The organism is Pseudarthrobacter sp. BRE9 (assembly GCF_031844305.1).
Lineage (GTDB): Bacteria > Actinomycetota > Actinomycetes > Actinomycetales > Micrococcaceae > Arthrobacter.
The window spans coordinates 424382-437901 of the sequence record NZ_JAUZUY010000001.1; the positions used below are offsets into that span (position 1 = coordinate 424382).

Below are 13520 nucleotides of genomic sequence, written 5' to 3' on the forward strand. Positions count from 1 at the left end.
CGGTGTGTCGTGCCCGCAACGGCAAACCGTTGGATTTATGACCGGCGGGAAGCCAGCCAGGGACCCAGCAGGCCCCCAGGGACTTCTTCCGACGTGAGGGCGAACGAACGGTGGTCAGCCCATTTACCGTTGATGTGCAGAAAGCGGGGCCGGTACCCCTCGTCCCGGAACCCCAGCTTCTCCACCACCCGCAGGCTTGGACCATTTTCGGGCCGGATGTTGATTTCCATCCGGTGCAGCCCCAGGGCACGGAAGCAGTGGTCAGTCACCAGCGCCACGGAGGTCGGCGCTATCCCCCGCCCGGCCCGCTCCTGGTCAACCCAGTACCCAAGGGTTGCCATCATGGCCGAACCCCAGACAATCGAGGACACTGTCAGCTGGCCAACGATGGCGGGGCTCCTGAGGCCCGGCCTCCACTCGGTAATGAGGAAAGGCAGGGCCGTGGCCTGGGCGGCCTGAGTTTTGAGCGACCGGACCATGTGCCGGTAATCGGGCAGCCCACCGGAAGGATCCGGATTGGAGGCCTCCCATGGTTGCAGCCACTCGCTGTTCCGCGAGCGCACCGCCATCCATTCCGTTTTGTCGCGGTACCGGATTGGCCGCAGGACCAGGTCGCCGCATTCCAGGGTGACCGGCCAGATGGGACCACTGCGCATGGCGTTACCGGGAAAGGTCCGCAGTGAAACCTGGCAGCCATTCCCGCAGGCCCGGGCCCAGGTCATCGCTGTCGATGGCGAGCTGTATGCAGGCCTTGAGGTAGCTGAGTTTGTCGCCGGTGTCGTAGCGCCGTCCCCGGAACACAACGCCATACACCCCGCCTCCCGCTCCGTCAGCGGACGCAAGTTCCTGGAGGGCATCCGTCAACTGGATTTCTCCGCCGCGCCCCGGCTCGGTGTGCTCAAGGACACCGAACACGGCGGGGTGCAGGACATAGCGCCCGATCAGGGCCAGGTTGGACGGCGCTTCCTCCGGGGAGGGCTTCTCCACCAGGCGGTTGACGCGGACATAGTCTTCGCCGTCGATTTCCTGGATGTCCGCGCATCCGTAGGCACTGATCTGGGAGGGTTCCACTTCGATGAGGGCGACGACGGACCCTCCCGTTTTCGCCTGGACCTCAATCATCGTGCTGAGCAGTTCGTCGCGGGCGTCAATCAGGTCATCGCCCAGCAGGACAGCGAAGGCTTCCTCACCCACATGCTGCTTTGCGCGGAGTACCGCGTGGCCGAGACCGTGGGGATCCCCTTGCCGGACATAGTGGATGTCGCCAAGCTGGCTGGCTGCCTGGATGGAGGCAAGTTTCTCCGTATCCCCCTTATCCTGGAGGGTCGACTCAAGGGACGGAACACGGTCAAAGTGGTCTTCCAAGGCCCGCTTGTTGCGGCCAGTAATCATCAGTATGTCGTGGAGGCCCACGTGGACGGCTTCCTCCACCACATACTGGATGGCAGGCTTGTCCACGACGGGAAGCATTTCCTTGGGCATGGCCTTGGTGGCAGGCAGGAACCTGGTGCCCAGGCCCGCGGCGGGAATGACGGCTTTGCGGACTCTGGGGTTACTGGTGTTCACCGGACTAATCTAGCGTCAGTCATGCATTTCAGTAACCACCGGCGCGGCAGGCACCGCACCGGCGCGGGAAAAACCCGAATACCGGGCAATGCAGGAAGGACACCTATGCTGCAGGAGACCAACGCGGTCAAGGACGATATCAGGGCCACGCACCGGCGGCGGCGCGCAGCCCTGTCGCCGGCGCAACTGGAAGCGGCCGGTGCGGCCCTGGCCACCCACGGCGACGCGTGGGCGGGGTCGGTCACCGGAAAACGCCCCGGGATCGCCTGCGTGTACTTGGGCGTGGGACACGAACCGCCCACCCTGCCCCTGATTAACGCCCTGCACCACAGCGGGCACGAGGTGCTGCTTCCCGTGTGCGAACCCGGCCGGGAATTGAGCTGGGTGTTTTGGACGCCGGACACCGGCTTCGAGCGCAGCAAATATGCGCCGATCCTGGAACCCGCTGGACAGCGGCACGGACCGGAGACGGCAGGCGGGGCAACGATGCTTTTCATTCCGGCCACCGCCGTGGACCTCACCGGCAACAGGATCGGCCAGGGCGGCGGGTACTACGACAAGTTCCTGGGGCACCTTGCCACGGCGGGGAAGGAAATTCCACTGGCCGCTGTTATCTACGACGATGAACTGCTGCCCGCCGGCCGGATTCCGGCCGAGGAGTTCGACCGGCCAGTCCCGGCCGTCCTGGCTCCGTCCGGTTACCGGCGATTGGCGGGCAGCGCCTGAGCCCGGGCCGTCCGGGCGCAGTGATAGAATTAGCACTCAGGCCCTGCGACTGCTAATGGTTTACCAATGGCAGCACGGGACCTCTCGTTTGCCCAAGAGGAGGAGCACCAGTGCCAACATATGCTTACGCCTGCAAGGATTGCGGCCACGCCTTCGACATTGTCCAGTCATTCTCGGACAGCAGCCTGACGTCCTGCCCTGAATGCGAGGGCACGTTGCGCAAGAAGTTCAACAGCGTCGGCGTCGTCTTCAAGGGCTCGGGCTTCTACCGCACCGACTCACGCGACTCCAAGGGCAGCGCCGTCTCTCCCGCACCGGCCGCGGCTCCAGCCGCCCCCGCTGCCGCCCCCGCCGCTTCGGCGCCGGCAGCAGCTGCTGCCAACTAGCCAAGCAGGTCTTACGACGGCGGCCGGCGCCTCCAGCGCGAAATTAGGCAGCGTCCGGCCGCCTTTGTCCACATAGCAGTCGTCCTGGCTCCCCTGCGGCGTTGGCTGCAATTAGCGTGGGCGCCATGCCCATACTCCCCCGCCGTCGCCGTGACGGCCTCCGCTTTCCCGGGAATGCCCGTAGTGCCGGCAGCACGCGTAACATCGGGCTCCGTCCGGGAAAGCGCTCCCTGCCCTCCCGGTTTGCCGCCTGGCTGAGCCGCAACCGCCGCCTCGCGGCGGCATTGCTTTTGTGCGCTGCTGCAGCGATCGCTGTCCAGCAGCTCACTCCGGCCCCAATCTCCACCGTCACCGCGCTGGCCGCTGCCCGCGACCTGCCCGCCGGAACAGCTCTATCAGCGGCCGACCTCGAGCGCGTCCAGGTGCCTCCAGGGATGGTCTCCGACGGCTTCCTCAGGGATGGCGCCGCAGCCACAGGCAAGCAGCTCGCCGCGCCGCTGCGCAAGGGCCAGCTCCTCACCGACGCCCAGGTGTTGGGCCCCGGTCTCCTCGCAGGCACGCCTCCCGGCTCGGCCGCGGTCCCCCTGCGCATGGCCGATGCCTCGTCCATCCAGCTGGTCTCCCCCGGCCAGTTGGTCAACGTGGTGCTGACATCGGCCAATGGGTTCGACCAGCGGGGTCCCTCTGAGGTGCTGGCATCTGCCGTCCCCGTGCTCTGGACCTCGAACAGGGGCGGCCAGAGCGGACAATGGCTTGGCGCGACGGAGACGGATGGACTGATCGTGGTGGCAGCGACCGCGGAACAGTCATCACGCCTTGCAGGAGCCTCCACCCAGGGCAGGTTGTTCTTCGTCCTGGTCGGGCACCCCTGATCCCAGGCGCGCCCAGGTTGTGGTGGTCAACCCCAGTGCGGCGGCTTCTGTTCCTTCAGCCAGGTATCGTGATCGTCCTCCCGGTCACCCCAGCTGCGGGCGTCGTCTTCGGCCGCTTTGCTTGGGAGGATCTCTTCACCGCCACCCGCTGCTGCCCGGGCGGCCGGGGAGGCTGCCGCGGAATCCGCGGAAACGGCACTGTCAGGACCTGCTTTGGTCCCGCCGCTGTCCTGGTGGTTGTTCTCGTCCTGGCCGTCGTTCTTGTTCTGGTCTGCGTTCTTGTTCTGGTCTGCGTTCTTGTTTTGGCGCATTTCTTCCTCGGGCCTGTCTTCGCCAGGCCTGTCTTCTGTAGTCACGGCACCCTCTTCCCGCACGTCGTGGGCGCGCCTGCCTCGGCTGCCGTCTTCCTGGCGGCGGTTTCCGCCCTCGCTGTTTCGGTTTCCGCCGCCCACCGAGGGCAGGTAGGAGACTCCCGCAGAGGGCGTCCCGTCGATCCCATGGAGTGCGTGGTTGAAGTCGTCGTCCAGGAAGCCGGTGGAGGACGTTGTCCGGTCCGGAAGCACCAGCTTTTCAAGGCCAAGGTACCCGGCGATGCGGTCCGCGCAGGACGAGGGGTCAGTGAAGACCTCGATGGTCCACAACGGCATGTAGCGCCATCCCAGGCGTTCGAGCAGTTGCGGCCGCAGCCTGCTGCGCTCACGCACGCTCATGGTGCGGTACTGCCCGGTGCCGTCGGATTCGATGGCCACCGGTCGCGGAAGGTCATGGTCGTCCTGGCCCATGTTGTTCAGGGGGTCCGCCGCGGCAACCACGTCGATGGCGCCGTCGTACTGATGCCAGACCCTGGCGCCGCGCGCCCGCAGCCGGTCCCCCAGATCGGCCACCAGCGCGTCCGCTCCCAGCGCCTGTTCGCTCGCGGCGGCACGGGATGCGGGAGTGCCGAGATCGGTGTTGCCCGAAATTTCCCGGTCGAGCAGCGTGTAGAGGTCCACAGCCCCGTGGGTGAGCCGGGTTTGGTCCAGATCCTCGGGCCGGAAGCAGGTGAGCACGTGCATGGAACGCCGTGCCCGGGTCATGGCCAAGGCAAACTTTTCCCGGCCGCCCTCGGCGGAGAGGGGACCGAAGTTGTGCAGTGCCCGGCCGTGCGGGGTCCGCCCGAATCCGGGCGAGAAAATGACGTGGTCGCGGACCAGGCCCTGGGCGCGTTCAAGGTCCACCACACGGAAAGACTCCGGCCCGGCGCCGAAGAAACCGGCCAGGCCCGGCTGGTTGGACAGCTGGAGCCTGATGGATTCACCGATCCTGGCAGCGTGCCGCAGGCTGGCAGTGACCACGGCCAGGGACGTCCGCGGACGCAGGCGGGCGTGTTCGAAGACCAGTTCCACCACCCGGTTGACTTCAGCAACCACGGACTCCACGCCTTCGTGATCGGCACTGGGAAGGCCTGTGCCGTCGGGCAGGTATTCCACCAGCAGCGACCGGTCCAGCCCCGTGGCCGACTGGCCTTCGGGCAGCCGGCGCAGGCCGCCGTCGTAAAAGTTCTTGCTCAGCTGAAGGACCAGGTCCTCGTCCACCGCCCGGTACACCACGTTGAGCCGCCATACCGGAAGCACGGCAGAGAGTGCGGTGAAGGCGCTTTCCACGCGCTGGTGGGCGGACTCGCCGGGTGCCAGCCGCTCCACCCCAACGGTGAAGGTCCGTGGGGTGGCAATGCGTGAATCGCCGAAGGCAATGACCTGCCGTGCACGGGCGATCGAGGGCAGGACAGCCTGCAGGGACGTGGCTTCCGCATCAAGGATCACGACGGCGTCGAAGTGCTGCTCAGCCGGAAGCAGGCCCGTCATCAGGTACGGGCTGACGGACCAGACGGGAACCAGGGTGCCGATCAGGTCCGGAGCCTGCGCGGTGAGGGACGGCAGGGACACCCGGCCGTCCTTGAGCAGGCTGCGCAGCAGGTCGGCCTGGCGCGGCTGGGCGGCGATGGCAGTGCGCCACCGCTCTGCCAGATCCCACCGCAGGCGTGCGGCGCCGCTGGCAACGTGTGCGTTGTCCGCCAGCCGGTACTCAGCTTCAAGCTGGCGCAGGGCGTCACCGTCGGACATGGCCAGGTAGTCGTCACCGCTGATCATTGCCTCAAGCGCGGACTGCCACCAGGCCAGCTCCAGTTCGGCGGCAACGGAGCCTTCCGGGACTTCCCGTTCGGCGAGGTCGGCAAGGAGTTCACCCAGGCCGTGTTCGCGCATGTTCTCGATCAGGAGCGTGCGTTCGGGAAGGGTCTTGAGCGTATCGGTGTCCGCCACCAGCCGCTCCAGGCGTTCCATCAGCTGCGCGTAGGGAACGGTCGCCAGGGACCCGCCATCCTCCGTGTGCCGCAGCGCCTCGCCCAGCTGTTCCAGCTCGCCGGCAAGGGACCGGTACATGGCATTCATTTCGGCCAGGCCGGATGGAACGGCGGGGTGCCGCTGCGTGGTGGCGTAGTCCGCCCACAGGGCACGCTGTTCCTGGACCAGCACCAGGGATGAGTGCAGGTCTGCGATGTGTACACCCGGGCGCACGTATTCCTTGGCTACCCGGCGCAGCCTGGAGCGCTGCATGGCGGTCAACTCGATGCCGCGCTCACGCCTCCACGCAGACGGCGCCGTGGCGGAAATCAGGTCCGTTACGGGCCGGTCGAAGATGTCCGGGGTGAATTTGTCCAGGCTTCCGCGGACGGCGACCAGCAGTTCCAGCTGCTCACCCCACTCGGCGAACGATTCGCCCAGGCGGATTTCGGCGTGCTCCGCAACGGCGTCCATGCGGTCCCGGAGGAGGGGAAGGCTCTTGGCGACGGAGCGGACAAGGTCCTGGGCTTCCTCGGTTTCCTTGCGGGTCAACAGCCGGGCGCCGTGCCAGGGGCTGGTGGTGGCAGCTTTGCTGAAGCTGCCCAGTTCCGCGGCGCGCCGGAGCCGGCCGGCCAGCTCCTCGCGGTCCCGGATGCTGTCCAGAACGCTGCGCTTGAGCCGGACGGTGGTGGCCGGCGCGGGGTGGATGGAGGTGAGCTCGGCGAGTGACTGCATGGCCTGGTAGGGCGAGCAGCCCCACCGGTCGCGGACGTTGTGGAGCGACGCCACGTGGTCCATGAGCGCGTGCCGGTGTTCGACCAGGGTGTTGTGGAGGTTCCCGAGCTGCGGTTCCAGCGACTTTTCGTTGCGGACGATTGCCCGGACCAACTGGCCCTTCAGCTGCTGCGCAGTCACGTTTCCGGAGAGCTGGAACAGGATGGACTCCAGCCCCAGCGACTCGAGATGGCCGGAGACCTCATTAAGGCTGGCCCGGCGGTCACCCACCACCAGGACGGTCTTGCCCGCGTCCACCAGGGCACCGATGGTGTTGATGGCCGTCTGGGTCTGCCCGGTGCCGGGCGGGCTGCTGACCACCAGGGAGTCTCCCGCCCGGGCGGCGTCGATGACGTACTGCTGGTCGGTGTCGGCATCCAGCAGCAACAGCTCATCCTTGGGATGCCTGTTGTCCAGGTGGGGGAAGCGGGACGGGTCGGGCTCGTTGACGTCCACCACTTCGCCGCCGGCGGCAGTCGCCAACGCGGACACGATGGGATGGGAGTCGTTGATCCAGGGGTCGTCGAGGTTGCCGGAAAGGTCGGCGAAGGTGGAAACGAGCAGGTTGTGCTGGGTTTCGGCGCCGTGGATGGGCCGGATCAGGGTGGCCAGCCGGTCCAGGACGGGCTGGGGGTCGAACCGGGCGGTGCTGTAGGCCAGGCGGGTCACGGCGTTGACGTCGAAGACGATCCCGTGGATGTTCTTCAGGTGGCGCACCAGGGCGGGATTGATGTGCGCCTGCTCGGTGAGCTGCAGTTCGAAGTCGTCCTCCCCCGGCCGCACCGTGAGGGAGATGGCGGTCAGCATGATGGGTGCGGACACCCGTTGAGGTTTGCCCCCGACGGCGGACGTCCACACGACGGTGCCCGCGGACAAGTACCCGGCATCGATGCCGCGGTCGTTGGCGAGCTCGAAGATCTTGGACCGGATGTTGCGCGAAGCCCTCGCCGCCACCACATACTGCTGCCTGTCACGGATCAGCGTGGACAGGCGTGTGCGGCGCCCGGCCATGAGCTGGGCGAGCCCGGAGGGGTGCGCCGAAGTGAGGTCGATGGAGCCCTCGGGTGTCTTGGTGAAGCGGAGCATCGTGTCCGCGCCGGTGACGGGTTTAAGCCCGGAGAGCCATTTACGAAGCTCTTCCGAGCCTTCCGGGTGGCCTTGACCAACTGACACTTCTGCCTTCTTTTCTGCGCTTGCACGTGACGCCCTGGACCATACCGGCATAGATTCGAGAGTAGCCGGTTCGGCGCCGGACTTGAGAGACCGCAACACTGGAGCACGGGAAATTGCCGAGGATTCATCCGGGAAAAGCAGTGGCCGGCCCCCGCTGGCGGAGGCCGGCCACTTAGGATGCTATTCCCACTCGATGGTTCCCGGCGGCTTGCTGGTGACGTCCAGCACCACGCGGTTGACACCCTCCACCTCGTTGGTTATCCGGCTCGAAATCCGGGCCAGGAGATCGTAGGGCAACCGGGACCAGTCGGCTGTCATGGCGTCCTCGGAGGAGACGGGGCGAAGCACGATGGGGTGGCCATAGGTGCGGCCGTCGCCCATGACACCCACGCTGCGGACGTCCGCGAGCAGGACCACGGGCATCTGCCAGACTTCGTTATCCAGACCGGCTGCCGTGAGCTCGGCGCGCGCAATGGCGTCTGCCTTGCGCAGCAGGTCCAGCCGCTCCTTGGTCACGTCGCCGACAATCCGGATGCCCAGGCCGGGGCCGGGGAACGGCTGGCGGCCAACGATCTCCTGCGGCAGGCCCAGCTGGGCGCCCACGGCGCGGACCTCGTCCTTGAACAGGGCGCGCAACGGCTCAACGAGCTCGAACTGCAGGTCCTCGGGAAGGCCCCCCACGTTGTGGTGGCTCTTGATGTTCGCGGCACCTTCTCCGCCGCCGGACTCGACCACGTCCGGGTACAGGGTGCCCTGGACCAGGAACTTGATCTTCTCGCCGTGGGCAGCGGCCTCGGCAATGATGGCCAGTTCGGCTTCTTCAAAGGCACGGATGAACTCGCGGCCGATGATCTTGCGCTTGGTTTCCGGGTCGCTGACTCCGGCCAGCGCCGAGAGGAAGCGTTCCTGTTCGTTGGCCACGTACAGCTTCACGCCGGTGGCGGCCACGAAGTCGCGCTCCACCTGCTCCGCTTCGCCTTCACGCAGCAGACCGTGGTCCACGAACACGCAGGTGAGCTGGTCGCCTACAGCGCGCTGGACAAGGGCTGCCGCCACTGCGGAGTCCACGCCGCCGGAGAGGCCACAGATGACCCGCGCGTCCCCCACCTGCTGGCGGATGCGCTCCACCTGCTCTTCGAGGATGTTGCCGGTTGTCCAGTTGGGCTCGAGCTTGGCGCCCTTGAAGAGGAAGTTTTCCAGCACCTGCTGGCCGTAGTCCGAGTGCTTGACCTCCGGGTGCCACTGAACGCCGTACAGGCACTTTTCCTCATTGGCGAACGCCGCGACCTCGGCGCCGGCCGTGGTGGCCAGGACGTCGAATCCGGCAGGTGCCTCATGCACGGAGTCACCGTGGCTCATCCAGGTCTTCTGGTGCTGGGGCATGCCTTCAAGGACTGAGCGGCCGTCACCGAGGATGGTGGTTTCCGTGGAGCCGTACTCCCGCAGGCCGGTCTTGTCCACCTTGCCGCCCAGGGCGTTCGCCATGGCCTGGAACCCGTAGCAGATGCCAAAGACGGGGACGCCGGCTTCAAAGAGGTCGGCACCCACGCTCGGGGCGCCGTCGGCATAAACGCTTGAAGGCCCCCCGGAAAGGATGATGGCGGCGGGGTTCTTGGCCAGGAGCTGCTCGGTGGTGTACGTATGCGGAACCACTTCCGAATACACATTTGCTTCCCTGACGCGGCGGGCAATCAGCTGCGCGTACTGGGCACCGTAATCAACAACCAGCACCGGCTTCTGGGAAGTCTGGGATGCAGTGGGAGTAGTCACCGTAATAGCCTACTTGCCGCCCTTGCACCGGCGCACCTTGAGACGCCGCGCTGTGACGCAGCAGACGTACGACGGCGGCGGGCCGCCTCACGCAGGGCCGGGCAGCCAAGCGGATCAGTAGCGCTGCGGGGCCTGCGGGTTGGCGGCCAGCTCGGCCTCCACCTCGGCGTGGAACTTCTTCTCCACGATGAAGGACAGGAACGGCACCACGCCGCCGAGGGCCAAAAGGACCAGCTTCAGGAAAGGCCAGCGCATCAGCGACCACAACCGGAAGTTGGAGATCAGGTATACGACGTACATCCAGCCGTGCACGATCAGGACCGTGACGGAGACGTTCATGCCGTTCAGCACTCCCGGCGGCTCCGCGTCGGCGAACCCGAAGCCGAACGGCTGGCCGGTCACTGCGTTGGTGCCGCCGGCGAACAGGTACTGCCCGAAGCCGTACCGGGCCACGAGTTCAGCGCACAGCAGGAGCAGCATGGTGCCGGTGAGGTAGGCCATGACTTTATAGAACTTCAGGGCCGACCGGATCTGCGCCTCGGTGCCGCCGAAGCGGCGCTTCTTGCCGGACGTTTTGCCGCCGGGGGCCTGTGCTGACGGGGTGGCCGGTTTCGGATCAATCATGGCTGTACCTTCTGCTGGTGCTGGTCAGGCTGCTGGGGCTGGTCAGGGTGCTGCTGGGGTCGCTGGTGCTCTTGTGGCTGGTGCGGTTCGTGCCGCTCGTCGGCGGCGGAATCTTCTGCGTCATCGAGGGCCTCTTCGAGGTCCCGGTGATAGTCATCCTTGACCAGCCGCCACCATATAAAGAGGGCGAAGCCGGCGAAGACGACCCACTCGATGGAGTAGAAGAGGTTGAGCCAGTTGATGTGCTGTGCCGGCGGCTGCGGGCCGATGTCCAGCGGCAGGAGGCTTCCGGGTACTGCGGCGGCACTGACGTCCTGGCCGCCCACCACCTCTGCAGTGGCCGACACGAAGCCCGGATAGCTGCTCACGTCCCAGTAGTTGATGAGCTCGGCCACGGAGACCGCCGAGGCCTCCCCCGGCCTAGGCGATTTCCCTGCCACCGGCGCCTCGGACGGCAGCAGGCGTCCGGTCAGTTCAACAAGGCCCGACGGCGGTGCTGCCGCGTCCTGGGGTTCCGCCACCCACCCGCGTGCCACGGGGATCCAGGTCTGGGGTGTTGCGGCGGCCCCGGTCAGTGTCGGGGCGCCGTTGACGGCAAAGGCCGAAACCACCCAGTAGCCGCTTTTTCCGTCGTGGAGCCGGCCGGGAACCAGGACCTGTTTGTCCGGGCTGTAGGTTCCCTGGGCGGTGACCATCTGGTCCGCAACGCTGCCGTGGAAGAACTCACCCGGCCGGAGCGTGCCTGTCAGCGGCTGGACCTGTTCGGTGGCCGGGTTGACGGGCATTTCGGGTTGGGTGGAACGGCCGAACTGCCACTGGCTGAGCAGCACAAAGACCCCGGAGAGCGCGATCGCAAAGACAAAGCCTGCGATCCATCGGGGCTTAAGGGCTGATTTCCACACGTCTTAACCGTACTTCGTACTCTTGTAGAACAACTAAACACGAAGGGCGCCCGGACTGGGAAGGGCCGGGAAAGGGCCGGGCATGCCTGGTGGTTCGGGCAACCTAGTGGTCGAAGAACACCAGGCTTGAGTTGATGAGCTCGGCGATCACTTCGGCGTCATAGGCACGCCGCAGCGACTCCCGGAAGGATTCCTTGGACAGCGACCGTGCCAGGGTGGCGAGCACTTCCAGGTGGTCCGAAAAGGAACTGGCCGGCGTGGCAATCAGCAGGATGACTGTCGCTGGCCCGTCTGCCGCGCCGAAGTCCAGGGCATGGCCGTACTTGGCGATCCCGACCGCGATCGAGGTTTGGGACACGAATTCGCTGCGCGCATGCGGGAGCCCGATGCCGCCCGGGAGCCCCGTCGCCAACTGGTGCTCACGTGCATTGACGTTCTTCAGGAACCCGTCAAGATCCGAGATCCGCCCGGCGGCGTGCAACCGTTCCGCCAGCTGGTTGGTGGCGTCGGTCTTGTCCTTCGCTTCCATTTCCAGGATCACCATGTCGGCAGTGGTGAGGTGGGCGTCATACGGGTCCAGTGGTTCCGCCAAGGCGTATCCCTTCAGTCAGCAGTGCGGGGCGAACGGCCCCTCAGCGCAAGGGCACGATATCTTCCGCGCCCAGGCGGGCGGCGTCTGCGGATTCGTCGTCCGGCTGTTGCTGGCTGAGGCGCTCGGCTTCCACGCGGGCAATGTAGTGGCGGACCTCGTTTTCACGCTGCGCGTCACTCCAGCCAAGGACGTCACCCATCAGTTTAGCGACAACGGGGGCAGCAGACACGCCGCGGTCCCAGGCCTCGATGGAAATGCGCGTCCGCCGGGTCAGGACGTCCTGCACGTGGCGGGCCCCCTCATGGGTGGCGGCGTAGACGGCCTCGGCCTGCAGATAGTCGTCTGCTCCCGGGATGGGCTCGGCCAGCTCCGGGTTCTCCTCGATGATGGCCAGCACTTCCGGGGTCATCGATCCGTACCGGTTGAGCAGATGCTCGATCCGTGCCACGTGGACCCCGGATTCCTCTGCGGTGCGGTTCCGGCGGTTCCAGGCCGCACGGAAGCCGCTGGCGCCCAGCAGCGGGATGGTTTCCGTGCAGCTCGGCGGGACCCGTTCGTCCATGGTGCGCGTGGCCTCGTCCACCGCGTCCTTGGCCATCACCCGGTAGGTGGTCCATTTGCCGCCCGCCACCACTACCAGTCCGGGGACCGGGTGCGCCACCACGTGCTCACGGGACAACTTGGCCGTGGAGTCGTTTTCGCCGGCCAGCAGCGGCCTGAGCCCTGCGTAGACTCCTTCCACGTCCTCCCTGGTCAACGGACGTTTCAGTACCTGGTTGACGTGTTCCAGCACGTAGTCGATGTCCTTGCTCGAAGCTGCTGGGTGGGCCTTGTCCAGATGCCAGTCCGTGTCGGTGGTGCCGATGATCCAGTGCCGTCCCCAGGGAATGACGAAGAGCACCGACTTCTCCGTGCGCAGAATCAGGCCCACGGTGGACTGGAAGCGGTCGCGGGGAACCACCAGGTGGATGCCCTTGGAGGCGCGGACCTTCAACTGGCCCCGGTCGGTCACCATGGCCTGGGTTTCGTCGGTCCAGACTCCGGTGGCGTTGATGACCTGCTTGGCGCGGATGCTGAATTGCGTCCCGTCCTCGCGGTTTTCTACCTTGGCTCCGACCACCCGCTCACCTTCGCGCAGGAAGTCCACCACGGCCATCTGGTTCACTGCATAGGCCCCGTAGTAGGCGGCGGTGCGGACCAGGTTTGCCACGTATTTCGCGTCATCCACCTGGCCGTCGTAGTACCGGATGGAGCCCACGAAAGCATCGTTTTTCAGGCTGGGGGCGGCGCGCAGGGTGCCGCGCTTGCTCAGGTGTTTGTGGAACGGCACGCCCCGGCTGTGGCCGCTGGAGATGGACATGAGGTCATACAGCGCGATGCCGGCGCCGACGTAGGGCCGCTCGATGAACGGCTTGGTGAGGGGATACAGGAAGGGCACCGGCCGGGCCAGGTGCGGGGCGATTTCCGAGAGCAGCAGCCCCCGTTCCTGCAGGGCCTCCTTGACCAGGGCGAAGTCGAGCATCTCCAGGTAGCGCAGGCCGCCGTGGATGAGTTTCGAAGACCGTGACGATGTGCCGGCAGCCCAGTCGCTGGCCTCCACGATGCCAACGCTCAACCCCCGGGTGACTGCATCCAGCGCGGCTCCCGCACCTACGATGCCGCCGCCGACGATCAGGATGTCCAGTTCCTGGCCGGGCTCGGTAGTGGCGCGCAACCGCTGGATGGATGCTTCCCTGGCTTCGGGGCCAAGGGCCCCGCCGTTTGCAGGAACACTCTTCATTGAACGCCTCCAGTGCCGCTAGTGCCGGTAGTAA

Annotated in this window: 11 protein-coding genes; 3 read left to right on the forward strand and 8 right to left on the reverse strand. The window is 66.4% G+C overall.

Translation table 11 applies throughout. The annotated features are described in order from the left end of the window. Nucleotides 1-35: 35 nt before the first annotated feature. Both Q9R31_RS01915 and galU read right to left on the reverse strand, forming a co-directional pair. Nucleotides 36-656, reverse strand: a complete 621-nt coding sequence (locus Q9R31_RS01915) for a GNAT family protein (protein WP_311261073.1) — start codon at nt 654-656, stop codon at nt 36-38. Between the two features lie 4 nt (nt 657-660). Beyond that, complete coding sequence (gene galU, locus Q9R31_RS01920; RefSeq protein ID WP_311261074.1) at nt 661-1566, reverse strand: UTP--glucose-1-phosphate uridylyltransferase GalU; 906 nt, start codon at nt 1564-1566, stop codon at nt 661-663. Between the two features lie 105 nt (nt 1567-1671). Here galU and Q9R31_RS01925 point away from each other — a divergent pair, with 105 nt between their 5' ends. From Q9R31_RS01925 to Q9R31_RS01935, 3 genes are all read left to right on the forward strand, one after another. After that, a complete protein-coding gene (locus Q9R31_RS01925) occupies nt 1672-2292 on the forward strand; it encodes a 5-formyltetrahydrofolate cyclo-ligase (RefSeq protein ID WP_311261075.1) in 621 nt (206 codons plus the stop codon). 110 nt (nt 2293-2402) lie between these two features. After that, nucleotides 2403-2678 (forward strand): FmdB family zinc ribbon protein, encoded by a 276-nt coding sequence (locus tag Q9R31_RS01930; RefSeq protein WP_311261076.1) that lies wholly within the window; start codon nt 2403-2405, stop codon nt 2676-2678. Nucleotides 2679-2803: 125 nt separating this feature from the next. Beyond that, entirely contained in the window at nt 2804-3550 is a 747-nt protein-coding gene (locus Q9R31_RS01935; protein ID WP_311261077.1) for an RcpC/CpaB family pilus assembly protein, read from the forward strand. A gap of 26 nt (nt 3551-3576) precedes the next feature. On the opposite strand, the gene Q9R31_RS01940 is transcribed toward Q9R31_RS01935, so the two are convergent. From Q9R31_RS01940 to Q9R31_RS01965, 6 genes are all read right to left on the reverse strand, one after another. After that, nucleotides 3577-7869, reverse strand: a complete 4293-nt coding sequence (locus Q9R31_RS01940) for a DUF4011 domain-containing protein (RefSeq protein WP_311261620.1) — start codon at nt 7867-7869, stop codon at nt 3577-3579. Between the two features lie 129 nt (nt 7870-7998). Next, entirely contained in the window at nt 7999-9588 is a 1590-nt protein-coding gene (gene guaA / locus Q9R31_RS01945) for a glutamine-hydrolyzing GMP synthase (RefSeq protein ID WP_311261078.1), read from the reverse strand. A gap of 114 nt (nt 9589-9702) precedes the next feature. Then, entirely contained in the window at nt 9703-10212 is a 510-nt protein-coding gene (locus Q9R31_RS01950) for a DUF3817 domain-containing protein (RefSeq protein WP_311261079.1), read from the reverse strand. Then, nucleotides 10209-11114 (reverse strand): SURF1 family protein, encoded by a 906-nt coding sequence (locus Q9R31_RS01955; protein WP_311261080.1) that lies wholly within the window; start codon nt 11112-11114, stop codon nt 10209-10211. Before Q9R31_RS01955 ends, Q9R31_RS01950 begins: the two co-directional genes overlap by 4 nt. A gap of 103 nt (nt 11115-11217) precedes the next feature. Further along, nucleotides 11218-11706 carry a PTS sugar transporter subunit IIA gene (locus Q9R31_RS01960; protein ID WP_018769223.1) on the reverse strand — a complete coding sequence of 163 codons (489 nt, stop codon included), beginning with the start codon at nt 11704-11706 and terminating at the stop codon, nt 11218-11220. 40 nt (nt 11707-11746) lie between these two features. Continuing rightward, the gene (locus tag Q9R31_RS01965) at nt 11747-13486 is read right to left on the reverse strand and encodes a glycerol-3-phosphate dehydrogenase/oxidase (protein WP_311261081.1); all 1740 of its coding nucleotides are present in this window, start codon (nt 13484-13486) and stop codon (nt 11747-11749) included. Nucleotides 13487-13520: the final 34 nt, after the last annotated feature.

Excerpts from the sequence above, each read along its gene's own strand:
- Q9R31_RS01915 (WP_311261073.1), bottom strand. The coding sequence starts at position 656 with ATGCGCAGTGGTCCCATCTGGCCGGTCACCCTGGAATGCGGCGACCTG.
- Q9R31_RS01925 (WP_311261075.1), top strand. The coding sequence starts at position 1,672 with ATGCTGCAGGAGACCAACGCGGTCAAGGACGATATCAGGGCCACGCAC.
- Q9R31_RS01935 (WP_311261077.1), top strand. The coding sequence starts at position 2,804 with ATGCCCATACTCCCCCGCCGTCGCCGTGACGGCCTCCGCTTTCCCGGG.
- Q9R31_RS01940 (WP_311261620.1), bottom strand. The coding sequence starts at position 7,869 with ATGCCGGTATGGTCCAGGGCGTCACGTGCAAGCGCAGAAAAGAAGGCA.
- Q9R31_RS01950 (WP_311261079.1), bottom strand. The coding sequence starts at position 10,212 with ATGATTGATCCGAAACCGGCCACCCCGTCAGCACAGGCCCCCGGCGGC.
- Q9R31_RS01965 (WP_311261081.1), bottom strand. The coding sequence starts at position 13,486 with ATGAAGAGTGTTCCTGCAAACGGCGGGGCCCTTGGCCCCGAAGCCAGG.